Origin of the sequence: Microbacterium sp. (assembly GCF_030149085.1) — a bacterium.
Taxonomy (GTDB): domain Bacteria; phylum Actinomycetota; class Actinomycetes; order Actinomycetales; family Microbacteriaceae; genus Microbacterium.
In genome coordinates, this window is sequence record NZ_JASBSF010000399.1 from 1 (window position 1) to 25,134 (window position 25,134).

Annotated in this window: 24 protein-coding genes and 1 pseudogene; 16 read left to right on the forward strand and 9 right to left on the reverse strand. The window is 67.4% G+C overall.

The genetic code is table 11. The features are described 5' to 3' along the window. A pseudogene (locus Q1V87_RS15745) lies at window positions 1–360 on the forward strand (DUF2236 domain-containing protein); the annotation flags it as partial. 48 nt (window positions 361–408) lie between these two features. Continuing rightward, a complete protein-coding gene (locus tag Q1V87_RS15750; RefSeq protein WP_300595013.1) occupies window positions 409–717 on the forward strand; it encodes a hypothetical protein in 309 nt (102 codons plus the stop codon). Between the two features lie 20 nt (window positions 718–737). Here Q1V87_RS15750 and Q1V87_RS15755 read toward each other — a convergent pair whose 3' ends face one another. Beyond that, on the reverse strand, window positions 738–1,250 hold the full coding sequence (locus Q1V87_RS15755; RefSeq protein ID WP_300595015.1) for an ACT domain-containing protein: 513 nt from the start codon (window positions 1,248–1,250) through the stop codon (window positions 738–740). A gap of 9 nt (window positions 1,251–1,259) precedes the next feature. Next, a complete protein-coding gene (locus Q1V87_RS15760; protein WP_300595017.1) occupies window positions 1,260–1,658 on the reverse strand; it encodes a (deoxy)nucleoside triphosphate pyrophosphohydrolase in 399 nt (132 codons plus the stop codon). 183 nt (window positions 1,659–1,841) lie between these two features. Here Q1V87_RS15760 and Q1V87_RS15765 point away from each other — a divergent pair, with 183 nt between their 5' ends. Beyond that, entirely contained in the window at window positions 1,842–2,906 is a 1,065-nt protein-coding gene (locus Q1V87_RS15765; protein ID WP_300595019.1) for a polysaccharide deacetylase family protein, read from the forward strand. A gap of 29 nt (window positions 2,907–2,935) precedes the next feature. On the opposite strand, the gene Q1V87_RS15770 is transcribed toward Q1V87_RS15765, so the two are convergent. Further along, window positions 2,936–4,087, reverse strand: a complete 1,152-nt coding sequence (locus Q1V87_RS15770) for a glycosyltransferase (RefSeq protein WP_300595021.1) — start codon at window positions 4,085–4,087, stop codon at window positions 2,936–2,938. 110 nt (window positions 4,088–4,197) lie between these two features. Between Q1V87_RS15770 and Q1V87_RS15775 the strand changes: the two genes are divergently transcribed. The 6 genes from Q1V87_RS15775 to Q1V87_RS15800 all read left to right on the forward strand — a co-directional run bounded on the left by Q1V87_RS15775 (window position 4,198) and on the right by Q1V87_RS15800 (window position 11,332). Then, window positions 4,198–4,464 (forward strand): glutaredoxin domain-containing protein, encoded by a 267-nt coding sequence (locus Q1V87_RS15775; RefSeq protein WP_292712983.1) that lies wholly within the window; start codon window positions 4,198–4,200, stop codon window positions 4,462–4,464. Window positions 4,465–4,575: 111 nt separating this feature from the next. Beyond that, window positions 4,576–6,321, forward strand: a complete 1,746-nt coding sequence (locus tag Q1V87_RS15780; protein WP_300595024.1) for an aldehyde dehydrogenase family protein — start codon at window positions 4,576–4,578, stop codon at window positions 6,319–6,321. Continuing rightward, a complete protein-coding gene (locus Q1V87_RS15785) occupies window positions 6,318–7,991 on the forward strand; it encodes a GMC family oxidoreductase N-terminal domain-containing protein (protein ID WP_300595025.1) in 1,674 nt (557 codons plus the stop codon). Before Q1V87_RS15780 ends, Q1V87_RS15785 begins: the two co-directional genes overlap by 4 nt. Before the next feature lie 52 nt (window positions 7,992–8,043). Further along, the gene (locus tag Q1V87_RS15790; protein WP_300595026.1) at window positions 8,044–9,054 is read left to right on the forward strand and encodes a malate dehydrogenase; all 1,011 of its coding nucleotides are present in this window, start codon (window positions 8,044–8,046) and stop codon (window positions 9,052–9,054) included. Beyond that, window positions 9,051–10,805: a sodium:proton antiporter gene (locus tag Q1V87_RS15795; protein WP_292712977.1), complete on the forward strand. Its 1,755-nt coding sequence runs from the start codon at window positions 9,051–9,053 to the stop codon at window positions 10,803–10,805. Before Q1V87_RS15790 ends, Q1V87_RS15795 begins: the two co-directional genes overlap by 4 nt. A 50-nt stretch (window positions 10,806–10,855) precedes the next feature. Further along, entirely contained in the window at window positions 10,856–11,332 is a 477-nt protein-coding gene (locus Q1V87_RS15800) for a recombinase family protein (RefSeq protein ID WP_300595027.1), read from the forward strand. Between the two features lie 33 nt (window positions 11,333–11,365). Here Q1V87_RS15800 and Q1V87_RS15805 read toward each other — a convergent pair whose 3' ends face one another. The 3 genes from Q1V87_RS15805 to Q1V87_RS15815 all read right to left on the reverse strand — a co-directional run bounded on the left by Q1V87_RS15805 (window position 11,366) and on the right by Q1V87_RS15815 (window position 14,778). Beyond that, complete coding sequence (locus tag Q1V87_RS15805) at window positions 11,366–11,959, reverse strand: DNA-3-methyladenine glycosylase I (RefSeq protein WP_300595028.1); 594 nt, start codon at window positions 11,957–11,959, stop codon at window positions 11,366–11,368. Window positions 11,960–12,006: 47 nt separating this feature from the next. Then, on the reverse strand, window positions 12,007–14,058 hold the full coding sequence (locus tag Q1V87_RS15810) for an acyl-CoA dehydrogenase (protein WP_300595029.1): 2,052 nt from the start codon (window positions 14,056–14,058) through the stop codon (window positions 12,007–12,009). A 168-nt stretch (window positions 14,059–14,226) separates the two neighbouring features. Beyond that, entirely contained in the window at window positions 14,227–14,778 is a 552-nt protein-coding gene (locus Q1V87_RS15815; protein ID WP_300595031.1) for a gluconokinase, read from the reverse strand. 418 nt (window positions 14,779–15,196) lie between these two features. On the opposite strand from Q1V87_RS15815, the gene Q1V87_RS15820 reads away from it, so the two are divergent. The 4 genes from Q1V87_RS15820 to Q1V87_RS15835 all read left to right on the forward strand — a co-directional run bounded on the left by Q1V87_RS15820 (window position 15,197) and on the right by Q1V87_RS15835 (window position 17,765). Next, window positions 15,197–15,982 carry a hypothetical protein gene (locus Q1V87_RS15820; RefSeq protein ID WP_300595033.1) on the forward strand — a complete coding sequence of 262 codons (786 nt, stop codon included), beginning with the start codon at window positions 15,197–15,199 and terminating at the stop codon, window positions 15,980–15,982. 3 nt (window positions 15,983–15,985) lie between these two features. After that, window positions 15,986–16,582, forward strand: coding sequence for a hypothetical protein (locus Q1V87_RS15825; RefSeq protein WP_300595035.1), 597 nt, complete (start codon window positions 15,986–15,988; stop codon window positions 16,580–16,582). 9 nt (window positions 16,583–16,591) lie between these two features. Continuing rightward, on the forward strand, window positions 16,592–17,071 hold the full coding sequence (locus tag Q1V87_RS15830; RefSeq protein WP_300595037.1) for a hypothetical protein: 480 nt from the start codon (window positions 16,592–16,594) through the stop codon (window positions 17,069–17,071). A 328-nt stretch (window positions 17,072–17,399) separates the two neighbouring features. Beyond that, on the forward strand, window positions 17,400–17,765 hold the full coding sequence (locus tag Q1V87_RS15835; RefSeq protein ID WP_300595039.1) for a hypothetical protein: 366 nt from the start codon (window positions 17,400–17,402) through the stop codon (window positions 17,763–17,765). 282 nt (window positions 17,766–18,047) lie between these two features. Here the strand turns inward: Q1V87_RS15835 and Q1V87_RS15840 are convergent, their stop codons facing one another. Genes Q1V87_RS15840 through Q1V87_RS15850 form a run of 3 tightly spaced genes read right to left on the reverse strand, consistent with a single transcriptional unit; the run spans window position 18,048 to window position 23,005 of the window. Continuing rightward, window positions 18,048–18,413, reverse strand: a complete 366-nt coding sequence (locus Q1V87_RS15840) for a hypothetical protein (RefSeq protein ID WP_300595041.1) — start codon at window positions 18,411–18,413, stop codon at window positions 18,048–18,050. Then, complete coding sequence (gene recQ / locus Q1V87_RS15845) at window positions 18,406–20,361, reverse strand: DNA helicase RecQ (protein WP_300595043.1); 1,956 nt, start codon at window positions 20,359–20,361, stop codon at window positions 18,406–18,408. Before recQ ends, Q1V87_RS15840 begins: the two co-directional genes overlap by 8 nt. Before the next feature lie 43 nt (window positions 20,362–20,404). Further along, window positions 20,405–23,005: an RNA helicase gene (locus Q1V87_RS15850; protein ID WP_300595045.1), complete on the reverse strand. Its 2,601-nt coding sequence runs from the start codon at window positions 23,003–23,005 to the stop codon at window positions 20,405–20,407. A 106-nt stretch (window positions 23,006–23,111) separates the two neighbouring features. Here Q1V87_RS15850 and Q1V87_RS15855 point away from each other — a divergent pair, with 106 nt between their 5' ends. From Q1V87_RS15855 to Q1V87_RS15865, 3 genes are read left to right on the forward strand one after another with little or no spacing between them, the layout of a single operon-like run. Beyond that, window positions 23,112–23,435: a GNAT family N-acetyltransferase gene (locus Q1V87_RS15855; RefSeq protein ID WP_300595047.1), complete on the forward strand. Its 324-nt coding sequence runs from the start codon at window positions 23,112–23,114 to the stop codon at window positions 23,433–23,435. After that, window positions 23,432–24,427: a pirin family protein gene (locus tag Q1V87_RS15860; protein ID WP_300595049.1), complete on the forward strand. Its 996-nt coding sequence runs from the start codon at window positions 23,432–23,434 to the stop codon at window positions 24,425–24,427. Before Q1V87_RS15855 ends, Q1V87_RS15860 begins: the two co-directional genes overlap by 4 nt. A 39-nt stretch (window positions 24,428–24,466) precedes the next feature. Beyond that, complete coding sequence (locus Q1V87_RS15865) at window positions 24,467–25,012, forward strand: ECF transporter S component (RefSeq protein ID WP_292712955.1); 546 nt, start codon at window positions 24,467–24,469, stop codon at window positions 25,010–25,012. Window positions 25,013–25,134: the final 122 nt, after the last annotated feature.

The window sequence follows — 25,134 nt, forward strand, 5'->3', positions numbered from 1 at the left end:
GACCCGCCCGAAACGGCATCGACCCTGCGAGATCGGATGCACGGATACCTCGATCGCGGCATCCTGCGCGGCGACGAAAGCGTGCAGGATGTCGTGCGGTTCCTCCGCCGGGTCCCACTCGATGGGTCGCTCCGGTGGGCCTACCGTTTGCTGTTCGCGGGCGCTGTCGCCACGATCTCGCGCGAGTATCGACGGATGCTGGGACTACGCCGCTCATGGCTGCCGGTGATCACGATGACGCGGTTCGTGCTGTTCGTCGCCGGCAAGAGCCTCGGTAGCGGCCCGCGAGCGCATGACATGGCCCGGCGGCGCCTGCGGCGGCTCGAGACATCCGGCACCGCGCCCGCCCAGGCGAGCTGAGCCCACCCGGTGACACGGGCGTAACGACGCGTCCCGTAGGCTTCGGGCATGGAGGAGCCCTGGGTCGAAGAGGCCGCGCACATGCTCGAGAAGTACACCGGTGACCCGCTGGCCGATGCGGTACGCGGCACGGTTCGGGTGGTCTCGGCATCCGACCGCGAGGGCCGCGCGCGCTACCAGGCGTGTCAGCTCGAGGTCGTCACAACCACCGCAGGCATCCCGGAGACACGGGTCAGCACCGAGGTCGTGACGAGCGCGAAGTATTGGCCGCGCGTCGGCTCGACGCTCCCGGCACTGATCTCACCGAGCGACCCGACCCACATCGAGATCAACTGGGACGCCCTCGCGCGTCAGTGACCTGAACATCGCGCCCGGCGTCAGCCGATCGCAATCTCGACTTGCAGCTCCGCAGCCAACTTCTCGAGGTCTTCCTTCACGCGGGACAGATCGGTGCCGGCTGCAGCATGGGCGAGAACGGATGCCTCGAAGATGCGCCCTCCGGCCATTGCCGCGTCGCGCACCTCGGTCGACAGATCGTCGATGCTGAGCCCGTGCGCGGCGAGCACAGCGGAGACATCGCGGACGATTCCTGGGCGGTCGTTAGCGATGAGCGAGATCACGAGGGAACTAGCCGTGCGGTTCGCCGCTGAGGCATCCGCCCCCGAGAGCGCCGTGACGGTGAGAGTCTCATCGAGCGCCAGCAGCGCATCCAGCAGCACCGTCGCCGACTCCTCGGGAACCGAGATCTCGATCACTCCGGCGAACACGCCGGCGCGTTCGGCGAGCTGGCTTCCCTCCCAGTTGCCTCCGTGGGCGCTCACGGCATCCGCGACCGCCGAGACGAGTCCGGACCGGTCCTCTCCGACGAGCGTGATCACGTAGCGAGGCACGCTCGCATGCTACTCCGCGGTCAAGATTCGCACAGCGGGCAGGTCGGGCTCAGCCCACCAGAACCCGTCGAGGTCACGGGTGCCGACCCACCTCAGCTCGTCGTGATCAGTGCTTTGCGTCGGCCGCTCGCCCTCCAGTTCCGCGCGATAGCAGGCGAGGCGAATGATGCGGTCGCCGACGTGGGTGTCGTCGGTCGACAGATGTCCCGTGACACGGATGCCGACGCCAAGCTCCTCCTGCACTTCACGTACGAGCGCATCGATCGGGTCTTCCCCCGGTTCGACCTTGCCTCCGGGGAACTCCCAGCGGCCCGACTGCCCGATGTGAGCCCCCCGACGGCACACGAGTATCTCGTCACCGTCTGTGACGACAGCGGCCACGACATCGATTGTTGGGACATCTTTCACGAATACAATCCTCCTATCGCGCGTGATGGTGCGCGTCGGACGCCGCGCCGTACGCGGTGCGCGGCTCGGGGCCGCGGTGTCTGACTGGGGTGGCCAATGAGCGGGCAGGGGAATGCGGATCCGGTGCATCGTGCACCAGCACATGCGCGCCCGCGCCATGGCGTGATCCTGTGGGCTGCCCTGGTGGCCGTGGTACTGGTGGCACTGATCGTCGGCGCGGTCGCAACCCTCAGCCTGACAGATCCGGGGGCATCGGCAGCACCCGTTACAACACCCACGCGGCCCGCTACTCCTCCGCCCTTGAGCGCAACGCAGCAGATGCTCGTCGACAGCGGCGATACGACGACCTGCGCGGTCTCGTTCGAGGGCGCCGACCTCGACGTGCCGCCGATGCTGCAGCACGAGGGTCAGCTCTATGCGGGCCTGCCGATCCCGTCCCGCGAGGGGGCGGTGTTCGCGGGATGGTACGCCACGCCCACCGGCGCCGAGAGTCTCAGCATCGCCGACCGTGTCAACGGGTCGGAGCTCGTCACGTGCGACGAGCGGGAGCGCACTCTCTATGGTGCGTGGACGACTCCCGACGCTAACGCCGCCGAAGACGCGCAAATCCCGATCCTCATGTACCACCAATTCACGTCGAACCCGGCTGGCGAGTCAGGCTGGCTGCGGCTGAACTACGCCTACATCGGGGACTTCGAGCAGCAGATGGCCTACATCGCCGATCAGGGCTTCTACCAGCCCACATGGGACGAGCTGAGCGCCTTCATCGACGGTCGGCTGTTCCTGCCGAACCACTCGGTGATCGTGACGGATGACGATGCCGACGCCACCTGGTACCAGCTGGCAGTCCCCGTGGTCGATGCGCACCACGTGCTGGCCACCTCGTTCATGATCACGATAGACCGGCGGGAACTGCATCCATCGCCCTACGTCATCGTCCGCTCGCACACCGAGGACATGCACCGAGCCGGCGCGAATGGTAAGGGGCGGATGGTCAATGAGTCAGCCGACGTGATCGCCGCCGATCTTGAGTCCTCCGCGGCATACATCGGCGCGAAGGAAGTCATCGCGTATCCGTTCGGCCACTACAACGACACTGCGAAGGCGGGCGTCGCTGCCGCCGGGTTCGAGATGGCGCGAACGATCGACTACGGCTACGTGCACATCGGCACCGACAAGCTCGCGCTTCCGGTCATCCGCATGAACTACGGGATGTCGGTCGGAGACCTCGCGCGGCAGATCGGCTGACCCCGCGTTACCGGATCGGCATCGGCGGCTCAGAGCTCGCCGGGAGCCATCACCTGCTCGTCGAGTTCTTCGAGGACCTCGCGGGTGCGGGTCTTGGCGCCCGTGCGCCGGCTGCGCGAGGGTGCGTACACCACGAGCGCGTGGAACAGGAACCGCGCGACGAAGGCGAGCGCGAGCGTGATCGCGGTCGCGATGACCACCGAGATATGCCACGACGAGACCAGGAGCGCCGTCAGCGGGATCCGCACGATCGCCTCGGCATTGTTGAAGCCGAACGACTTCGCAAAGCGCTCCCAGACCCCGGATGCCTCTGCCTTCATGTCCTGGAAGACGAATCGCTCCTGCAGCAGGAAGTTCGCGATGATGGTGATCTCGGCGGCGACGATCATCGCGGGAATGTCGTGGACCCCCCATCGCGCGAGGAGCCAGACGATCGCGATGTTGGCGACGGCACCCAGGCCGCCGATGACGGCGAACATCGACATCTTGCCAAAGCGCAGCATCGTCAGCTGTGCGAGGAAGTGCACGCCCTGTCGGAACGAGGCCTTGGACTCGCCGGCGTTGCGGTCGGCGAAATCGAACGGCACCTCGGCGACCCGCAGGTTGGTGCGGGCGAGGATCTCGAGGAGAATCTTGAACCCGCGCGGCTTGAGCGTACGCAGGTCGAGGCGGCGACGATCGATGAGAAAGAAGCCCGTCATCGGATCGGTGACGCCCTTGAGGCGGCCCGGGAACATCGCCTTGGTCAGAAGCGTCGCCGACTTGGATACGGCAACACGGGATGCTCCGGCCAGTCCGTCATTGGTCCCCTCGCCGCTGTATCGCGAGGCGACGACGACATCGACATCGCCAACTCCGTAGCGAAGCCACAGGCGCGGGATGTCCTCGGGCGGATGCTGGAGGTCGCCATCCATGACAACGCAAACGTCGGAGGTCGCCGCATCGAACCCCACCATCACCGCTCCGCCGAGACCGCCCGTGGGAATGTCGCGGTGAATCAGACGTACGGGAATCGGCGCGTCGGTAGCTACCCTGCGGATCTCATCAGCGGTAGTGTCGGTGCTGTCATCGACGAAGACGATCTCTGCCCGGATGCCGCTCGTCGCCGATGCAACCCGAGTCACGAGTTCCGCGATATTGGGTGCCTCGTTGTATGTCGGCACCACGATGGAAAGATCCATGGCTCAATGCTGGCATGCCTCGGCGAGTTCGCCGTAACGCTGTCCACTGATCCATAGCGCATCCACAGGCTGACCGGCCGATGAGTGCGCGGCGGTCGTACGCTGGATGCATGACTTCGGAAACTTCTGGCACCCTGACGATGTTCGGCGCTGACTGGTGCCGCGACTGCCGGCGCACCAAGGCGCAGCTCGATGAGCTGGGTGTTGCGTACGAGTACGTCGATCTCGAGGCCGACCCGTCAGCGGCGGATGTCGCGCGCGACATCTCTGGCCGCACCAACATTCCTGTCGTGGTCTATCCCGATGCGACGCACCATGTGGAGCCGAGCAACGCCGACGTCGAGGCGAAGCTGCGCGAGCTCGCACTGATCTCCTAGCCGCCTGACACTTCTCCTTGCGGCCTGACGGGGCCGTGAGACGGCGCATCACATCGGGTGAGACGCCGTGCCGCGGACATATGCTGGAGGCACGTCCGAAGGAGCGCGCCCATGCCGTCATCCGTTCGCCCCGCCGCGAGCACCGTCACCGGCGAGGCCTCCGTCACCCAGTCGCTCGACGCAGCGATCGAGGAGCTGCGTGCGGGGACTCGCACCTGGAACGCACTGACCCTCACGCAGCGGATCCGTCTGCTTCGCAGCATCCGCGCCACCGTCGCCGCCGAAGCCGAGGAATGGGCGCTCACCGCAGCCCGATCGAAGGGTCTCGAACCGGGGAGCCCCCTGGTCGGCGAGGAGTGGCTCACCGGACCGTACGCGACGGTGGTCGCGATCGACGCGTACATCGAGACTCTCTCGAGCCTGCGGGTCGGCGCCAGCCCGCTCGATCACGTTCGGGTGGGTGAGGCTCCAGGCGATCGCATCCGCGTGCATGCCTTCCCGACGAGCGCGGTCGATGGCCTCCTCCTCTCGGGGTACACCGGCGAGGTGTGGCTGCGTCCTGGTGTGACCCTCGCCGAGGCGCAACGCAGGGCCGGTCTCGGTCAGCTGACCTCGGGAGAGTCCGGTGGGGTCGGGCTCGTTCTGGGCGCGGGCAACATCACCTCGATCCCGGTTCTCGACGTGCTGTACGAACTCATCGCGCACAACCGGGTCAGCATCCTCAAGATCAATCCGACGCAAGACCCCCTTGCTCCCGTATTCGGGCGCGCCCTGGCGCCGCTTACCTCACTCGGCCTGCTGCGCATCGTGCAGGGCGGTGGTGAGGTCGGCGCTGCCCTCACGGAGCACGCGGGTATCGACCACGTCCACATCACGGGAGCCGCCCGCACGTTCGAGACGATCGTGTTCGGCCGTACCGCGACGGGCAAGCGCCGTGCCCGCCCACGTCTGTCGGTGCCGATCACCGCCGAGCTCGGCGGTGTGTCGCCGATCATCGTCGTTCCGGGTCCATGGTCCGATGCCGACCTGCGCTTCCAGGCCGAACACGTCGCGACGATGCGCCTGCACAACAGCGGCCACAACTGCGTAGCCGGACAGGTCGTGATCCTGAGTGCCGAGTGGGCCCAGCGCGAGCAGTTCCTCGCGGAGGTGGAATCGGCGATGGCCCGCGCACCGCAACGGCCGGTCTGGTATCCGGGGGCCCAGGTGCGTCTGGCCGAGGTTGCCGACACCTACCCGAGCGCACACTGGTCGTCGGGCCACACCCGCGCGGTCATCGCGGTTGGCACGGATGCCGACCCGACGCCGATCGAGACCACGGAGTATTTCGCGCCGGCGCTGGGCGTGGTGACACTCCCCGGCAATGGCCAGGAGTTCCTCGACGCGGCTGTCGAGTACGCGAACGACCGACTCACCGGAACCCTCGGCGCCAACCTCCTCATCGATCCCGTCACTGAGGCAGCACTCGGCGACGGTTTCGAGAACGCGATCGCGGAGCTGCGCTATGGCACGGTGGCGATCAACACCTGGACCGGTGTCGCGTTCGGCATCCCGACGATGCCGTGGGGTGCCTACCCCGGCGGGACGCTCGATGACGTCCAGAGCGGCATCGGTGTGGTCCACAATGCGCTGCTGCTCGATGACATCGAGCGGGGGGTCATGCGCGGTCCCTTCCGTCCCTTCCCCCGCTCGGCCGGCTCTCTGGTCGGCGCGGGCACGTTCTCGGCCCTTCCGCGCCCACCCTGGTTCGTCACCAGTCCCGGCGCCGCCGACGGCGGGCGACTGCTCACACGGTTCCGCATTCGCCCGCGCCTGACGACGCTGCTCGGCATTCTCGAATCGGCGTTCCGGTCGTGACCAACAGCGGACGCCCCCGAAGCACGCGGCGACGTCGCGGGGAACTCGAGGCCGACTACGTCATCGTCGGTGGGGGATCGTCCGGTGCAACGCTGGCCGCACGATTGAGCGAGGATCCGAGCGTCACGGTGCTGCTGCTGGAAGCGGGAGGCCCCGACCGCGCCCTGGAACTGCACGTCCCGGCCGCCTTCAAGAAGCTGTTCCGCAGTCCATACGACTGGGGATACGACACCGTGCCCCAGCCCGAGCTCGAGGGTCGCCAGGTCTACTGGCCGCGCGGCAAGACGCTTGGCGGCTCGTCGTCACTGAACGCCATGATGTGGGTACGCGGGTTTGCGGCCGACTATGACGAGTGGGGTGCGGCTGCGGGTGCGCGCTGGTCGTGGGATGGCGTACTGCCCGTGCTGCGCCGAATCGAGAACGTGCAGGATGCCGTGGACCCATCGCTTGGACGGTCGGGCCCACAGGATGTCGAACGGCAGCGCGACCCGCGGCCCCACACCACGGCGTTTCTCGGTGCAGCACGGGAGCTCGGATACGCCATCACCGAAGCGAACCTCCCTGCCGGTCAGGGTTTCTCGCAGACGATGGTGACGCAGCGGCGCGGCGCCCGCGCGTCGACCGCCGACACGTACCTGCGGCCCGCCGCCTCACGGCCGAACCTCCGCGTGGTGACCAATGCCCATGTGCGCCGCGTGACGGTCACCGCTAACGGCGACAGCGAGCCGCGGGCCACCGGAGTCTACGTCGACATCGCCGGCACGACCCGGCATGCTCGCGCCCGGCGTGAGGTGATCCTCTGTGGCGGCGCGGTGAACACACCCCAGATCTTGATGCTCTCGGGTATCGGGCCGGCAGACGAACTCGCCGAGGTCGGCATCCGTCCGCTCGTGGACTCCCCCGAGGTCGGCAAGAACCTGCAGGACCACCTGGTCGCGGGGCTTGCCCCTGCCGCATCGGGCGGCACGCTGTACGGAGCCGAACGGCCGGCAGAGCTGCTGCGCTACCTCACCGCGCGGCGCGGAATGCTCACCTCGAACGTCGCCGAGGCCCACGGCTTCGTCCGCACCACGCACGCCGACCGTGTCGGTATGCCGGGCGGCCTTCCCGATATCGAGATCATCTTCGCCGCCGCGCCCTACGTCGGCGAGGGCCTCGTCCCCCTTCCCGGCGAGGGGATCACTGTCGGTGCGATCCTGTTGCGCCCGCGCAGTCGCGGCAGCATCCGTCTCGCCTCGAGCAATCCTCACGCCCACCCGCTGATCGATCCCGCGTATCTCAGCGACCCTGAGGGCACGGATGCCGTGACACTGCGCGCCGGCCTCGAGGTGTGCGAGAGGCTCATCGCGACCTCGGCGCTGGGCGCCGTCACCACGGGCAGCTGGGTGCAGCCAGAGGGCGGCGAGCGGATGTCGAGCGGCGAGCGCATCGAGCTGTCACTGCGTCGCTACTCGCACACGCTCTACCACCCCGTCGGCACCGCTCGCATGGGGACGGATGCCGCGTCTGTCGTCGACCCCGAGCTGCGCGTGCGTGGCGTCTCGGGCCTGCGCGTGGCCGATGCCGCGGTCATGCCGACGATCATCCGCGGTCACACGCATGCTCCGTCGATCGTGATCGGCGAGATCGCGGCCGATCTGGTGCGCGCCGACGTACCGAACGTCAGCTGAGGCGGGACTATCGGGCCAACCCGAGACTCGGCCGACGACTACGCTCTGGGTCATGGCTCCCGACGCGACGCCCACGACAGTCACCATCACCGGCGCAGGCGGGCAGATCGGCTACGCGCTGCTGTTTCGCATCGCGGCAGGCGACATGCTCGGACCCGACAGGCCGGTGCGGCTGCGGCTGCTGGAGATTCCGCAGGGGATGAAGTCGGCCGAAGGTGCAGCCCTCGAGCTCCTGGACGGTGCATTCCCGCTGCTTTCCGACGTTGAGGTCACCGACGACGCCCGCACCGGTTTCGACGGATGCAACGTCGCGCTCCTGGTCGGCGCGCGCCCTCGAACCGCAGGCATGGAACGCGCCGACCTGCTCGAAGCGAACGCCGGAATCTTCGGGCCGCAGGGGGCAGCGATCGGGGCTGTTGCCGCTGACGGTGTGCGCGTGCTCGTGGTCGGGAACCCCGCGAACACGAACGCGCTCATCGCCTCGGCATCCGCGCCCGATGTCCCGGCCGAGCGGTTTGCCGCGCTCACCCGCCTGGACCACAACCGCGCGCTCGCCCAGCTTGCCACCGCCGTGGAGCGGCCGGCCGCGAGCCTCGAACAGATGACGATCTGGGGCAATCACTCGGCGACGCAGTTCCCTGACGTCGACCACGCCCTCGTCGATGGGATCTCGGCACGCGCGGCGCTTGCGGAGCGGTTCGGCGGCGAGGATGCGGCGCTGACGTGGCTCGATGAGACCTTCATCCCCCGTGTCGCGAAGCGGGGCGCCGAGATCATCGAGGTTCGCGGATCCTCGTCGGTGGGCTCAGCTGCCGCCGCGGCCATCGACCACGTCCGAGATGAGACCGCGGGAGTCGGGTGGACCTCGGCGGCGGTCGTCTCGCACGGCGAGTACGGCGTGCCCGAGGGCCTCATCTGCTCGTTCCCCGTCACGTCGGACGGCACCGGATACCGCGTGATCGAGGGGCTCGCGGTGGACGCCCGGGCCCGGGCGCGCATCGATGCCTCCGTGGCGGAACTCGTCGCAGAGCGCGCCGCCGTGGCCGCGCGGGGATTGCTGTGACCACAACCGAAGCCTTCCTCTTCGTCATCGGCGGTGTGCTCGTCGTCGCGATGACGGCAAGGGTTGCTCCGCGCATCAGAGTCGCGGGTCCGCTTCTGCTCGTCGTCATCGGCATCATTGCGAGCTACCTTCCGTTCCTGCCCGACATCAGCGTCAACCCGGAGTGGATCCTGGTCGGAGTGCTGCCCCCGCTGCTGTACTCGGCGGCAGTGTCGCTGCCCGCCGTTGAGTTCCGCCGCGATCTTCTTCCCATCGCGGGTCTCGCGGTGGTGCTCGTGTTCGTGAGTTCGTTCGTACTGGGCACATTCTTCTACGTCGTGATCCCCGACCTCGGGTACCCTCTCGCGCTCGCCCTCGGCGCGATCCTCAGCCCCACGGATGCCGTCGCTACAGCTGTCGCCAAGCGGCTCGGGGTGTCTCGTCGCGTCGTGACGATGCTGGAAGGTGAAAGCCTGCTCAACGACGCGAGCGCACTGGTGATCTTGAACTCGGCAGTGGCCGCATTCGTCATGATCGCCTCGACCGGCCAGGCTCCGCCGGCCATCGACGCGGTCGGCGGGTTCTTCTGGGCGGTGTTCATCGCGATCGTGATCGGCGCGATCGTCGGCTACGCGAACCTCCGATTGCGATCATGGCTGCGTAGCTCGGCGGCGACGACGGCGGCCGGGTTCATCGTTCCCTTCGTCGCCTACCTCCCCACCGAAGAGCTGGGCGGGTCGGGGCTCGTCGCCGCCGTGGTCGCCGGAATCGTCACCGGCCAGGGCGCCGCCCGGTGGTTCACACCCGAACAGCGCATGTCCGACCGCGTCACCTGGCACACCGTCGAGCTCCTCCTCGAAGGGGGCGTCTTCCTCGTCATGGGCCTCGAAATGAGCGAGATCGTGACGGGCACCGCCAACGGCATCCACGGCATCGGCCACGGCCTGTGGATCGCTGGCGCCGCCCTCGGAATCCTGCTCGCCGTTCGTGCCGGGTACGTCGCACTGCTGGTGTGGGGCCAGGGGCGGCGGCTGCATCCGAGGCGAACCGAGCGCCTGAACGCCGTCTCCGACCGGATCGACGAGATCGAAGCCGGGGGCCCGCAGCAGCTCGGCGACCGTGGCCGGCGCATCACCGAGGACAGCTGGAACCGTCGCATGGCAATCTTCCGCCGTCGCGTCGCTCGGGCGATGTCGGACCTCAACTACTACCGCGCCGCACCTCTCGGCTGGAAGCATGGCACGATCATCGTCTGGTCGGGGATGCGTGGTGTCGTGACCCTTGCGGCAGCACAGACGCTGCCGGCCGATGCCCCCTCCCGACACTTCCTCATCTTCGTCGCCTTCACCGTCGCCCTGACCAGCCTCATGCTCCAGGGCTTCACCCTGCCGGGCCTGGTTCGCCTCCTCCGGGTCTCCAACGAGGACGACGAGAATCTGGTGCGCTCCGAGCAACAACGGCTCGTGCGCGAGATGCACCAGGCTGCACTGATGGCAGCCGACGAGGGATCGCTCACGCGACGCGACGGCTCGCCGTTCGCGGCGGAGTTCACCGAGCGGGTCGGGCCGATGTTCCTCCAGGCAGGCGAGGCAGAGGATGACGAAGCCCGCGACATCCTCGAGCTGCGGCTCGCCCTCATCCGCGTGCGCCGGGAGCGGCTCATCGAGCTCAGCAGCGGCGGAGAGTTCGGCAGCGCGGCACTGCGGCGTGCCCTCGCCGAACTCGATGCCTCGCAGATAAACCTCGAGCTGCGCCTCGAGAGCGCGGACTGACGCGACGCCGGTTGTCCACGCCGTCAGGCACAATAGCCGTGGAGGCCTCCATGACTGACGATCAGGGCGGGCCCGTTGCGGCATCCCCCGGCGCGCACCAGGCGGCGGAGTGCCCGACGTGCTTCGCGCCACAACGCGCCGACAGTGCGTGGTGGCGAGCGCGCCCCTCAGATGCGCGTCTGGTCGGCGTTGTCGTCTCCCGCGAGGGGATGCCCCCGGTCGTGAATCAGCGCGAAGCGCTGACCCGATTCGGTGTGCCGATCGACGGCTTTCGGCATCCATCGCCCGAAACGCTCGAGTCGTGGGAGGACCGGCTGGCACGCCTGTTCGGACGCCTGCGCCGCGGCGACGTCGTCGTTGTCGCAACAGTCCATGCTCTGGGGAGAGACGTCGGGGAAGAGATCCGCACCGTGGCCGAGCTGCGCCGCCGCGGCGTCATCGTCAAGGTCGTCGACCACCACGCGCCACACCTGGTCGAGACCGGCGTCACACTCGCCACTCCAGAACTGACCGACCCCGAAGCATAAGCCTCGCGGCATGCACCGCGACGGTCCCTCGAATCAGGCGGCCCGCCAGCACCCGTCGAGGTGATCGTCGACCATCCCGGCCGACTGCATGAGGGCGTACATCGTCGTCGGCCCGACGAATCGGAACCCGCGGCGCCGCAACTCACGGCTCAGGGCGTCGGATGCCGCGGTGGTGGCCGGCAGCTCGCTCAGCGCTCTGGGGCGCGGCCGCTCACCGGGCGGATCGGCGAACGACCACAGCAGTGCGTCGAGTTCCCCGGCCGCCATTTCTGCCACGAGCCTCGCGTTCGAGATCGTCGCCTCGATCTTGGCGCGGTTGCGCACGATCCCGGGATCCGCCATGAGGCGCTCGATGTCGTCCTCATCGAACGCCGCGACCACCTCGGGCTCGAATCCCGCGAACACCTCCCGGAATCGGGGACGCTTTCGCAGGATCGTGATCCACGACAGCCCGGCTTGAAAGCCTTCGAGACTCATCTTTTCGAAGAGGGCACGGTCACCGTGCAGTGGCTGGCCCCACTCCTCGTCGTGATAGCGGATGTAATCCGGATCGGCACCAACCCACCCGCAGCGGGCGAGACCATCAGCGTCGATGACCAGATCGGAGCGGATCGCGTCAGGACTCATGCTCACAGGCTAGGGGCAGCCGCCGACATCCTCCGCGCCCCGATGCCTCACCGACCGGACTTGGCTACCTTCTCGGGAATCGGAGCGGACCCCTCGGCTGCCTGGCGCGCGTAGTAGTCGGAAGCCTCGTCCTGACGGGCCTGCTCTGCGCCGGAAGCGATGGGGGCACGCACGTGCTCGGGCTCGTAGCCGAACGCGTCGACGAGGTCCTGGGCGTGCGGGCGCAGTCTGCGCAGCAGCCGGTCGATGTAGCGCGTTACCGCAGCGGCCCGCTGGTTCGAGAGACGCCCGTTGATGAGGTACCACGAGAGGTGCTTCTCGATGAGGGTCAGGCCGAACAGGTCACGCAACCAGGTGAGGACCTGCTTGGTGTCGGCATCCTCGATGCGGTTGACGGCATCGGTGAATGCCTCCCACTGCAGTAGTTCGCCGTGGGCGCGACCGGCTTCGATGAGCTCGGCCTGGTTCTCGGTGAACAGGGCCGCGGCATCCGTCCTAGACATCTTGGATGCCGGGCGCAGCCGACCCGCGATGTCGGCCACCATCTGCTGTACGCGGTCACCGAGCAGCTCGTGCTGCTGCTCGGCGCGAAGCCCACGCTCGACGGCACGGGCAGTGGAGCCGAAGTCGGTGACGACCTGTCCGAATTGGCGCAGACCCGCGCCGTGCACGACGTTGCCGGCGGTCTGGCCCACGGCAAAGCGGGCGAGGGATGCTGCATCCTTGCCCTTGAACTGCTTGGCGTAGTCCGAGAGCAGCCGCTTGCCAACGAGCTGCAGCAGGACGTTGTTGTCGCCCTCGAAGGTGACGTAGATGTCGAGGTCGGCGCGCAAGGCCGTGAGGCGATTCTCGGCAAGGAAGCCCTGACCGCCGCATGCTTCGCGGGCCTCCTGGATCGTGTCGAGCGCGTTCCACGTCGACAGCGCCTTCAGCGCGGCAGCGAGGGTCTCGAGGTCCTCGCGCTCCTCGGGGGTGTCGGTGCGACCGCTGAAGACACCGTCGAACATCTGCAGCAGCTCGTCGTGCGCGAAGGCCTGCGCGTAGACCTGCGCGAGCCGGGGCAGCAGCCGACGCTGGTGCTTGCCGTAATCGAGCAGGGTCACCTCGGGGGTTCCTGCACCGCTGTCGAACTGGCGGCGCTGGTTGCCGTAGGTCACCGCGATCGTGAGGGCGAGCGCGGATGCCCACGTCGAGGCGCCGTCGAGCGAGACGCGGCCCTGCACGAGAGCGCCGAGCATCGTGAAGAAGCGCCGACCTGGGCTGTCGATCGGACTCGAGTAGGTGCCGTCGGGCGCGACATCGCCGTAGCGGTTCAGCAGATTCTCACGCGGAATACGAACCTGGTCGAAGTGCAGGCGACCGTTGTCGATGCCGTTGAGGCCGCCCTTGACGCCGTCATCCTCACCGCCGACTCCGGGCAAGAAGGCGCCCTCGTCATCGCGGATCGGCACGAAGAAGCAGTGCACGCCATAGTTCACGCCGCCGGTGATGAGCTGAGCGAACACCGTCGCGGCCTTGCCGTGCAGCGCGGCGTTGCCGAGGTAGTCCTTCCACGCTCCCCGGAAGGGCGTGTGGATGACGAACTCTTCGGTGTCGGGGTCGTAGGTCGCCGTCGTCCCGATCGCCGAGACGTCCGACCCGTGCCCCGTTTCGGTCATCGCGAAGGCGCCCGGCAGGGCGAGGGAGATCACGTCGGGAAGCCAGCGGTCGTGGTGCTTCTCGGTGCCGAGCTGGTAGATCGCCGAGCCGAACAGTCCCCACTGGACGCCCGACTTGATCTGCAGGCTCGGGTCGGCGAGCACGATCTCCTCGAAGCCGGCGAGGTTCGCGCCGTTGTCTTCGAGGCCGCCATACTTCTTCGGGAACGCGCGGCGGGAGCCCCCGGCGTCGACCAGCAGATGCAGCTGGCTGAGGACACGCTCGCGGTGCTCATCCATGGGCAGTCCGTTGATCTGCCAGAACGCGGGGTCCTTGATCATCTCGCGGGCTTCGCGGCGAGTATCTGCCCATGTACCGAGCAGCATCCGGGTGACCAGTTCGGTGTCGATGTGCGGTTCGGCGGTGGGCGTTTCGGACGGACGGACGGCAGCGTCGACCATGGGATCACCTCTCGATGAGGGGGAAGGGAACGTCAGGACCCACGGTAGGCATCCCACAAAGACGGCTCAAATCGCTTCACGATGCCTACAACAAGGGTCGACGACGTCGGACCGGATGGTTGTGGTGTTGCGACAGGGCGCTCAGGAAGCCTCCAGCCGGATGCCGCCTCACTCGCTGCCGTTGCGCTGCACCCACTCGACGGCACGCTCGGCGACCGTTGCCACATCGGCCGCGACATCGACCACCACGCCAGACTCGTCGTCGCCGAGCGGTTCGAGCGTCGCCAGCTGCGAGGCCAGCAGCGCCGGGGGCATGAAGTGTCCGGTGCGGGCGAGCGCCCGGTTGCTGAGGAGTTCCGGATCGCCGGTGAGGTGGACGAACACCGTGTGCGGCGCGCGTGCGCGCAGGCGATCCCGATACGCGCGCTTCAACGCGGAGCACGCCACCACGACCCCGGATGACTCCGCTGCGGCGCGCTCGGGCACCTGACCACCAGCGGCGCGCAGCGCCAACCGCTCCCCCACGAGGTCGAGCCAGGGCGCCCGGTCGGCGTCCGTCAGCGCAATCCCCTGCGACATCTTCGCGACGTTCTCGGCCGGATGGAGGTCGTCCGCGTCGACGAAGGGGAGGTGGAGGCGGCGGGCGATCTCGATCCCGACCACCGACTTGCCGCTCGCACTGACTCCCATGACGACGATCGCGGTGTCGGGTCGGGTCATGCTGCAAGCCTATGGGGAGCCGCGCTCGGGCCCGTTGCAGGACCGCGCGCGCCCTGCCTGCCGGCCAGAGTGTGAGTCCGTGAGAACCGAGCGCTGTTTGTCTTCAACTCGCGTGGGCGTCCACGACGACCAGGACGGCAATCTCAAAGAGAGCCGGCAGCGTCGCCGCGGGCGTCCGCTCGAACGCTGGGGTACGGACACTTGCACACTCGCCCTGTTGCGCCGCAGAGGCGCACGGTTCCGAAAGCGCGCTTCGACCGTTTGGGAAGTCCGTAGAACGATCGTCTTTCGTACACGGGTATTGGGAGCAAAGCTCTCATTTGTCCCCCGAAATACCTACATACACGTCCGTGGTCCTGTGTGAGCCTGGGTTGGAAGTTAGAGATCCACGCGTTTCCAACAGAGAGGTCGGATCGGGATGAGCCCACTACTCAGGAACCAAGACCCTTCGCTTCGGCGGAGCAAGAAGACCGTCGCGGGTACGGCGAGGCGGGCCATTCTCGGCGGCCTCGGCTGCGCGGTGCTGGCCGTCGGAGCGTTCGCACCTTCTGCTATCGCGGCCCCAGCACCAGGAGATGATGAAGTACAGGTTTCGCTTGAGGCTCCGGTCGAGGATCTCAAGGCTGTCCCCGATGCAAGGGGACAGCGGCTCGAAATTATCGATATCGACGAGGCTAAGGCCGACGAGAAAACTGCTGTGGCTCTGACGTCCGGCGGTGACCCCGTGCTGCTCCGATCACTGTATGCACCGAAGGAACAGGAGCCAACCTCTGACGCCACCGAACCCGGGCTCGAGGGTTGGGTTGAGGGCGTCAACTACTTCACCGATGGGGAACCGCAGACTTCAGAGGAAAAGATCTCGTTCAGCGATCTACCTCAGATCGACCCCGCCTCCCTGGAGCTCGCATTCTCCACAGCGACCTCCTCAACATCCTTTTCAGCCGCGTGGGTTGGCGACGAGAAAGTCCTCTACGACGTGTATCGCGACGGAGTCTTCGTAGACACTGCAGACGATGCGTCATTCAGCGAAAGTGGCCTGCAGCCAGGAACGGACTACACCTACACGGTCCAACCTGCAGCACGAGAGATCGGCGGCGATGAACTGACGTTCCAGGTCCACACGCTTGCCGCCAACGCCGCCGAACTTTTGGAGACGGTAGACGATCCGATCTCGTCACTGTCTCTTCAGCCAGTCGCGTCATGATTCTTGTACAACACGTTTATCACGAATAATCGCGTCGACTGGGACATCATCCAGGGCGCTTTCGGCGGGTGCGTCGGCATCTTCGGCGATAAGTTCGGTGGAGACAATCGCGGGTACGTGACCCCGACTTTGTACGAGGACCCGTGGTGGTACAACTCTCATCGGACCGGTGTTCGAATGAAGATCGACTTCGGACCGAACTACGTCATCGAGGAAAAGCATGTCGGACAGACCCGTCTGTACAACAGCTCGGGTGGACTCAAGGAGACCCGTACGGCATCGACGAGCGGCATCGTCTTCAGCGAGCGCAGCGTCAGCTCAAGCCTCTACAAGGTGAAGGTCAGCCATGAGGTTGGGAACCCGTTTTGCTCGTCCGGCGCGATTCGGTACGTCGTATACGTGAAGACGTGGGCGAGCGGTGTGATGCAAGTCGATGGATACCGGCACCCCGTCCCCGCCCACGAGGCGTATGGCTTGTTCATGAACTCCAGCGGCTCGGAGTATTGGCAGACGATGTACCAAGGCGCCCAAGGGGACTTCATCTGCGTGTCAGGTCTCTGCCCCACGCAGACGATCTCCAAGACGCATACTCCTTCGTAGGATGAAAGCATGACAAAACCGACGATGGGACCGTACTGGCGAGTGATCGCGTACGGTTCCGTCGTCGGTGTCGCACTTTCCATCGGAACGCTCAATGTGTACTACCTCATCTTCGCGACGGAATACACGCTGCAGACTTTCGTTGATGCCGCCAAGTGGGGTACGGCCCTGGCGCTCACGACATCCGCGTTGGTGGTGCTCGGGACCATCGCCCTTGCGCGGAAGCTACGAACCAGAAGTGGCAAGGCACTCTTCGTTATCTTCAGCGTCGTGAGCCCAGTTGTCGGCTGGCTCCTCCTTGGCGTTCTGAACGGACTAGTGGTCAGCTGGCTCTTCTTCTTCGGATTCCCGCTGATCGCGGTGGTTTCGGGGACCCTTGCCGGGATCGTCGCAGCTATTGCGATGTTCTTTGTGCCACAGGCGGACGCCCCCAAAGAAGATTCCGTCTCAACTGACGATCCCCTCGGAGTGTTCAACTCGTCGCCCTGATCCGCGAACCGTCAGCGTATTTCGCTTGTACACGACGGACAGTCACGCCCTCTGAACTCACGGGCTACCCCGTCGTTCCCAGAGGAGGCACGGGGTAGCTAACGTGTGGGGAGTGGACCAGTTCCGTGCGTTCATCGACGAGTCGTCGGCTGCGGGGCAATCGTCAGGAGTATCTGATCTGCGCGGCGTTGGTCGAGGTGGATGCGTGTGAGGCGGCGCGCGATGTGATGCGGTCGCTGCTGCTTCCTGGCCAGGTGAAGGTGCACTGGACGGCTGAGAGCGAGGCGCGCCGCGACGGATCGTGGAGACGATCACGAGCTTGGGGCCGATGAACGTGGTCGTCAGCCACCTGGATGAGTACCGCAAGAAGGTCGAGCGGTATCGCCGGAAGTGCCTCGAGGTCGTCTACCGCGAGCTGGCGGGCATGGGGGTCACGGATGCCGCGCTCGAGCACCGGTCCCACTCACAGGACGCCGCGGATCGCGCCCACATCGTCGCACTGCAGGCGCAGAGCCTGGACCACAGTCTGCGGATCAGTCACCCGAAGGGCGGTGAGGAGCCGTTGCTGTGGATCGCGGATGCGGTGCTGGGAGCGATCAACTCGCGTCACCTCGGCATCCCCGAACACTACGACGCTCTGGTAGGGACGCTGGCGTTCGAGGAGATGACACCGGATTCGCAGGGGCTGGACTGAAAAGGCGAAAGACCCTAGATCCAGTCGTCCGGCTGGGGTTCTAAGGTCTTCTTCCCTCTCCGTCGTAACGGTGGGCACTCCCAAGGATACATCGCCACGGCCGGGTTGGCCAACGTTAGCGGATACCCGCCGCGCTCGGCGGAGGACCGCGGTGGCGCGAGGTCCGGCTGTAGGCTCGCGCGCTCGAGTAGGACCGGCTGATCTGTTCTCTCGTGGTGCGGCGCCGCCGTCGCGATGCGACGAGCTGCACAACGCAGAAGGCAGCGATCGCCGGCGCGCCCGTCAGCCCCGCAGCGACAGCAACGTTCTCGGCAGCGCGACAGATCGCAGGTCTGTCGCTATCCGGTCGGTTGATCGTGGGGCGTCGGTGAGTTGGATGGGGTGGTCGGGTTCGAGGTAGAACTCGTCGAACGTGTCGCCGTCTTCGTTGTCGGCGGGCCAGAGGCCGATTTCGATCTTGTGGCCGTCGAAGGCGAGCCACGCGATTTCGCGGGGTGGGATGCGGACGGGGAGGAGCAGGTTGGGGTTGGGGATCTCCCAGCTGATCCAGGCGCCGACATGAGGGTGCCCCAGTTCCCCCGCGATGGTGGGGTTCTGGGGCACCTGAGCGTTGCCGGTCACAGGGCGGCAACCGATGGTCTCAGGCATGCGCGGCGACGACGGCCAGAACCGCCTCGCCGTAGGCGTACTTCTTCTTCGCCCCGATTCCGGTGATCCCCTCGAGGCCCGCGGGCGAGGTCGGACGGGCTTGGGCGAGCGCGCGCAGGGTCGCGTCGCCGAAGACGACGTAGGCGGGCACTCCCTGCTCGCGCGCGGTCTCGGCCCGCCACGCCCGGAGCGCCTCGAAGAGGTCACGGTCGGCCGGGGCGACATCAGTCGCGGCGGTCTTGCGCACGCGGGCCGATCCCGCGCGTCCGGCGACATCGCGACGCAGGGGCACTGCCTGTTCACCCTTGAGCACGGGGCCGGCCGCCTCGCCGAGAGCGAGAGTGCCGTACTCGCCGCGGGCGACGAGGATGCCGCGGGCAAGGAGCTGGCGCACGACGCTGCGCCAGTCCTGGTCTGACAGGTCGGACCCGATGCCGTAGGTCGCGAGGCTCTGGTGACCGAGCTGGCGGATCCGTTCGGTGTCGGCGCCGCGCAGGATGTCGATGAGCTGCCCCGCCCCGTACGCCTGCCCGCGCTCGCGCTGGAGGCGCACGATCGTCGACAGGAGCTTCTGGGCCGGGATGAGACCGTCCCAGGTCTCGGGGGGCTCGAGGCACGTGTCGCAGTTCCCGCAGGGTTCGGCCGGCTGACCGAAGTACCCGAGCAGATTGACCCGTCGACACTCGACGGTCTCGCAGAGGGCGAGCATGGCATCCAGGTGCTGGTGCTGGCGACGCTTGCGGGCAAGATCACCCTCGCCCCCGTCGATCAGACGCCGCTGCTGCACGACATCCGCCAGGCCGTAAGCCATCCAGGCGACCGACGGCTCACCGTCGCGGCCGGCGCGACCGGTCTCCTGGTAGTAGCCCTCGACGGATTTCGGAAGGTCGATGTGGGCGACGTAGCGGACGTCGGGCTTGTCGATCCCCATCCCGAACGCGATAGTCGCGACCATCACGACTCCGTCTTCGCGGAGGAACCGCTGCTGGTTCGCGGCACGGATGCCGGCATCCAGACCCGCGTGGTACGGCAGCGCGTCGATGCCCTGCCCGTGGAGGTAGGCGGCTGTCTGCTCGACACTCTTGCGACTCAGCGCGTACACGATCCCCGACGCGCCGGCAGGCTGGGCGCGGACGAACGCGGTGAGCTGGCGCCGCACGTCGGTCTTGGGTTCGATCCGGTACTGGATGTTGGGTCGGTCGAAGCTCGCGACGAAATGGCGGGCATCGGGCAGGCGCAGCCGGTCGCTGATCTCCCGGTGGGTCTCGCGGGTGGCGGTCGCGGTCAGCGCCATGCGCGGGACCCCGGGGAAGCGCTCGGCGAGATCGCCGAGCGCGAGGTAGTCGGGGCGGAAGTCGTGACCCCACTGCGACACACAGTGGGCTTCGTCGATCGCGATGACGCTGAGCCGCCCCCGCTGCAGGAGCGCTGTGGTCGCGGCGCCCGACAGGCGTTCCGGTGCGACATAAAGCAGATCGAGCTCACCGCTCAGGTATGCGCGCTCGGTCTCGGCGCGCTCTGATGCGGTCTGTGTCGAGTTCAGCGCCGCGGCGCGCACACCGTTGGCCCGCAGCGCCTCTACCTGGTCGTGCATGAGGGCGATGAGCGGCGAGATCACGAGGCCCGTACCTTCCCGCACGAGCGCGGGCACCTGGTAGGTGATGCTCTTGCCGCCGCCGGTGGGCATGAGCACGACGGCATCGCCGCCTGCGACGACGTGCGCGACGATCTCGGCCTGATCGGCGCGGAACGCGTCGTAGCCGTAGACCTCGCGCAGCACGGCGAGGGGGTTGACTCCCGTGAACGATCGGGCGGGAGCCGCCGACACGGGACGGATGCCGGCGGCGGCCGGCGCCCAGTCCTCGGGCGGCTCCTCGCCGTCGGGCGGTGGAGCGAGATCGTCCGGATCCCACACCAGGTCGGCGTAGGGGTCCTCGGGCGTGCTCACCGCTCCACCGTATCCGGCGCCGCCGACGCCACCGTGCTGCCGCTCACAGCCGCACGACCTCGGTCGCCCGAACGACCGCGGTTCCCTCCTCGACGGATGCCGCAAGGTCCACCTCGGCACGGATGCGCCAGTCATGGTCTCCGGCCGGGTCGTCGATGATCTGCTCGACGCGCCAGGTGTCGGCATCCGTCGTGTCGATGACACACAGCTGCGGCGAGCGCGCGGGACCGCCGGTGAGGATCTCATCGTGCTCGTCGTAGTACCGATCCATCGCCGCCGACCAGTCGACGCCCGGATCGAGCTCGGCCAGCCCGTCGTCGTCTTGCAGCGCCGCCAGCTGGATACGGCGGAACAGTTCGTTGCGCACGAGCACCGTGAAGGCGCGGCGGTTTGTCAGGACCGACGGCGGTGCCGGCGGCACGACGGGGGCCTCGGGGTCGGCGACCGGGTTCGTGAGGGATGCCCACTCGTCGACCAGCGACGAGTCGACCTGCCTGACCAGTTCGCCGAGCCACTCGATGAGGTCGAGCACCTCGTCGGTCTGCGCCTCGGCCGGCACGGTCTGGCGGACGGCACGGTAGGCATCCGAGAGATAGCGCAGCACGAGGCCCTCGCTGCGGGCGAGCTGGTAGAACGAGACGAACTCACCGAACGACATCGCCCGCTCATACATGTCGCGAACCACCGACTTGGGCGACAGCTCGAAATCGAGCACCCACGGCTGGCTTGACGCGAACACCGCGAAGGACTGGGCCAGCAACTCGGCGAGCGGCTTCGGATACGTGATCGCTTCGAGCAGCGCCATCCGTTCGTCGTACTCGAGCCCGTCGCGTTTCATGGCGGCGACCGCCTCGCCGCGCGCGCGGAACTCCTGCTGCGAGAGGATCGCCCGCGGGTCGTCCAGGGTCGCCTCGATCACGCTCACGACATCCAGCGCATAGTGTCCCGTCCCGGCCTTGCGCGAGGCATCCGATGTTCGCAGATCCGCGCCAAGTTCGGAGGATTCTGGCTCAGGACTGCGGAGTTCGTGCGATTCTGCGGAGTTCGCGGGGGCGGAGGGGGCGGGCGCCTCCGGGTCGAGCAGGGAGATGGCGGCGAGCGCAAAGGGCGAGAGCGGCTGGTTGAGGGCGAAGTTCGGCTGCAGATCGACGGTGAGACGGATGCCGTCAGCCGCGGCATCCACGATCCCTGCCGTCACGAGCGTGCGGAAGATCGCGATGGCCCGGCGAGCGAGTTCGTACTGCCGTGCCCGCGGCTCGTGGTTGTCGAACACAAGGGAGCGGACGTTCCCGAAGACGTCTCCGCCGCGTCCGATGACGTTGATGAGCATCGCGGCGGTCAGCTGCAGGTGCGGGGTGAGTGGCTCGGGTTCGGCGTCGACGAGTCGCTCGAACGACCCCTCACCCCAGTTCACCTGTCCGGTCGGGGCCTTCTTGCGCACGATCTTCTTGCGCTTGGCCGCATCATCCCCCGCCTTGGCGAGCGCGATGGCGTTCTCGATCTCCCACTCGGGAGCCATGACGACGACATTGCCGTAGGGATCGAACCCGGCCCGGCCCGCGCGGCCGGCGACTTGATGGAACTCGCGGGCGGTGAGCTGTCGCATCCGGGTGCCGTCGAACTTCGTCAGCGCCGTGATGAGCACCGTGCGGATCGGCACGTTGATGCCAACGCCGAGGGTGTCGGTGCCGCAGATGACCTTGAGCAGTCCCCGCTGGGCAAGGGTTTCGACCAGACGCCGGTAGCGCGGCAGCATGCCGGCGTGATGGATGCCGATCCCGGCGCGGACGAGCCGCGAGAGCGTCTTGCCGAACCCTGTGGTGAACCGGAACCCGCCGATCTCGGCGGCGATCTGATCGCGCTGCTCGCGCGAGGCGATCTTGGTGTTGATGAGCGCCTGGGCGCGCTCGAGGGCTGCGGCCTGCGAGAAGTGGACGATGTAGATCGGGGTCTCGGACTCCTCCAGCAATCGCTCGATGACGTCGTGAACCGGGCGCCGCTCATACGAGAAGTGCAGCGGCACGGGACGCTCGACGCCCGTGATCTGCGCCACCTCGCGGCCGGTGCGGCGCTCGAGGTCAGTCACGATCGGGGTGACATCGCCCAGGGTCGCTGACATGAGCAGAAACTGCACACGCGGAAGCAGCAGCAGCGGCACCTGCCACGCCCAACCACGGTCGGGATCACCGTAGTAATGGAACTCGTCCATCACGACGGCGTCGATCTCGGCATCCGTGCCCTGCCGCAGCGCGATGTTGGCGAGGATCTCGGCAGTGCAACACACGATCGGTGCGTCGGCGTTGACCGACGAGTCGCCGGTGACCATTCCGACGTTCTCGGCGCCGAAGATCTCGACCAGCGCGAAGAACTTCTCGGCCACGAGGGCCTTGATCGGCGCGGTGTAGTACGAGCGGCCGCCGCGGGCAAGTGACGCGGTGTGAGCAGCGATCGCGACGAGCGACTTGCCCGTTCCGGTCGGCGTCGAGAGCACCACATGCGAACCCGACACGAGTTCGATGGCAGCCTCGTCTTGCGCGGGGTAGAGACGGATGCCGCGACCCTGCGCCCACGACACGAAAGCGTCATAGACGGCATCCGGTGCGGCGCCTGTCACCGCGTCCGTGAGCGTGGGCGGGGAAGTCACCCCCCGAGTCTGCCTGACGCGAGCGAATCGGCCCCCACTCGCACTGACCCTCGCGGAACACGACAGCCCCCGCCTACGTTGGGAGGAAGCAACGAAAGGACAGGTGATGACCGATACTGACGTGACCCCCGAGGTCGTGCGCAACGACGACAAGGGACGATACGAGATCAGCCTCGACGGAGCCCTCGCCGGCTTCACCGAATTCGTCGCCGACGATCAGGGTCGCCTGGTCTTCCCCCACACCGAGATCGATCGGGCCTTCTCGGGCCGAGGCCTCGGCACCGAACTCATCGGACAGGCAATGACGGATGTCGCGTCCCGTGGTGAGACCGTCGTGCCGGAGTGCTCGTTCGTGGTGCGCTACCTGCAGAAGCATGAGGTGAACGGCCTCGACATCGCGTGGCCCCACGGGTCGGCGCCGCAGGGATGACCCGACTCGACTCGGACGCAGCGGTGGCCGAAGAAGGCGCAGCCGACTGCGACGGACCCCGCCTGCTGAACCTCGAAATGAGGGATGTCCCGCTCGGCGGGATACGGGCCATGCAGGTCTCTCGGGCGCTCCCGCAGCGCGACCTCCCGCTCGTCGGAGCGTGGTGCTTCCTTGACCGCTTCGGGCCGCAGCGCACCATGATGCGCGTCGAACCGCACCCGCACATCGGCCTGCAGACCGTGACCTGGCCCATCAGCGGCGAGGTGCGCCACCGCGACTCGGTCGGCAGCGACGTGATCGTGCGCCGCGGCGTGCTCAACCTCATGACCGCGGGCGCGGGCATCTCCCACTCCGAGTACTCGGTGGGCGAGTCGGATGTCGAGCTCGACGCCCTGCAGCTGTGGGTGGCCCTGCCGGAAGCGACCCGATTCGGGGAGGCATCCTTCGAACAGCACGCGGATCTTCCGGTGGTCGATCTGCCCGCTGCAGCCGGCGGCGCACGGGCGACCGTTGTGCTCGGGACGCTGGGCGAAGCATCCTCACCCGCAACAGCGCACACCCCGATCGTTGGCGCCGAGCTGGACCTGACGCCCGGAGCTGATGTGCTCGTCCCGCTCGATACGGCGTGGGAGCACGCGCTGCTTCTGATCGACGGCGACGCGAGCGTTAGCGGGGCGCCGGGCGGCGATGCGCACGACACCGCCGACCTGGACGCGAACCACCTGCTGTATCTCGGCACACACCGCGAAGCGATCACCCTCCGCACGGACTCCGGAGCCCGGGTGTTCCTGCTCGGGGGCGAGCCGTTCCCGGACGAGATCGTGATGTGGTGGAACTTCGTCGGGCGCTCGCACGATGAGATCGTCGTCGCCCGTGAAGACTGGGAGAACTCCACTGCCCGGTTCGGTCACGTCATCGACCACGGCTCGGAGCGCATCCCCGCCCCGCCGCTTCCGGGAGTGCGACTGACGCGGCGACGCAGACGCCTCTGAGACCGACTTTGGTCCCGAACGCGGCAGTACGCTGATACGGTGGCCCGAACCTCCGTCCTGACGACGCGTGTGCTCCTGACGACCGCCGCCATCGGCGTCGCGACGGGGCTGCTCGCGGGCGTTGCGGGATGGGTCACCCCGCTCGTCCTCGGGGCTGCACCGATTTTGTACGGCTTCGTCCTCGGAGCCCACGTGCTGCCGGGCATCATCGCGCAGGAGGTCATTCGCCTCCCGTGGGTGGCGCTGCTCAGCCACGTGTTCGCAGCGCTGGTAGCCAGCGCCATGGCTCCCCAGTGGGCACTTCGGTTCCTCGGCACGGCGATCCTCTTCGGCGGCATCCAGGAGCTCGTCGCCGCACTCACCCGCTACCGGGTGTGGGACGCCTGGCGGTTCTTCATTTCGGCCGTGATCATCGGCATCCTCGTCGCGGTGGTCGTCGCGTTCGCCGCCGACCTCGCCTCGCTGCCGCTGTGGGCGCAGATCATCTACCTCATCGTCGCGGTGCTCGGCCCCGTCGCGTGGACAGCCGCGGGCCTCGGGATCGGCGTATCGCTGCGCCGCGCCGGCGTCGCGCGCCGCTCGTGATGCTCCGGGCCGGACGCCGGCGCGACCCCCATCGTGGGGCGTGCGGAGTTAGGTTCGGCTAAGTTAGGGCGTACTTCCCTTTCCGACGAGGACCCGTGACAGCTCCCCCCGATTCCGCCGCG

Coding starts and splice junctions, on each gene's coding strand:
- Q1V87_RS15750 (WP_300595013.1), top strand. CDS start 409: ATGGAGGAGCCCTGGGTCGAAGAGGCCGCGCACATGCTCGAGAAGTAC.
- Q1V87_RS15770 (WP_300595021.1), bottom strand. CDS start 4,087: ATGGATCTTTCCATCGTGGTGCCGACATACAACGAGGCACCCAATATC.
- Q1V87_RS15775 (WP_292712983.1), top strand. CDS start 4,198: ATGACTTCGGAAACTTCTGGCACCCTGACGATGTTCGGCGCTGACTGG.
- Q1V87_RS15780 (WP_300595024.1), top strand. CDS start 4,576: ATGCCGTCATCCGTTCGCCCCGCCGCGAGCACCGTCACCGGCGAGGCC.
- Q1V87_RS15790 (WP_300595026.1), top strand. CDS start 8,044: ATGGCTCCCGACGCGACGCCCACGACAGTCACCATCACCGGCGCAGGC.
- Q1V87_RS15800 (WP_300595027.1), top strand. CDS start 10,856: ATGACTGACGATCAGGGCGGGCCCGTTGCGGCATCCCCCGGCGCGCAC.
- Q1V87_RS15805 (WP_300595028.1), bottom strand. CDS start 11,959: ATGAGTCCTGACGCGATCCGCTCCGATCTGGTCATCGACGCTGATGGT.
- Q1V87_RS15810 (WP_300595029.1), bottom strand. CDS start 14,058: ATGGTCGACGCTGCCGTCCGTCCGTCCGAAACGCCCACCGCCGAACCG.
- Q1V87_RS15815 (WP_300595031.1), bottom strand. CDS start 14,778: ATGACCCGACCCGACACCGCGATCGTCGTCATGGGAGTCAGTGCGAGC.
- Q1V87_RS15820 (WP_300595033.1), top strand. CDS start 15,197: ATGAGCCCACTACTCAGGAACCAAGACCCTTCGCTTCGGCGGAGCAAG.
- Q1V87_RS15830 (WP_300595037.1), top strand. CDS start 16,592: ATGACAAAACCGACGATGGGACCGTACTGGCGAGTGATCGCGTACGGT.
- Q1V87_RS15835 (WP_300595039.1), top strand. CDS start 17,400: ATGAACGTGGTCGTCAGCCACCTGGATGAGTACCGCAAGAAGGTCGAG.
- Q1V87_RS15840 (WP_300595041.1), bottom strand. CDS start 18,413: ATGCCTGAGACCATCGGTTGCCGCCCTGTGACCGGCAACGCTCAGGTG.
- Q1V87_RS15855 (WP_300595047.1), top strand. CDS start 23,112: ATGACCGATACTGACGTGACCCCCGAGGTCGTGCGCAACGACGACAAG.
- Q1V87_RS15860 (WP_300595049.1), top strand. CDS start 23,432: ATGACCCGACTCGACTCGGACGCAGCGGTGGCCGAAGAAGGCGCAGCC.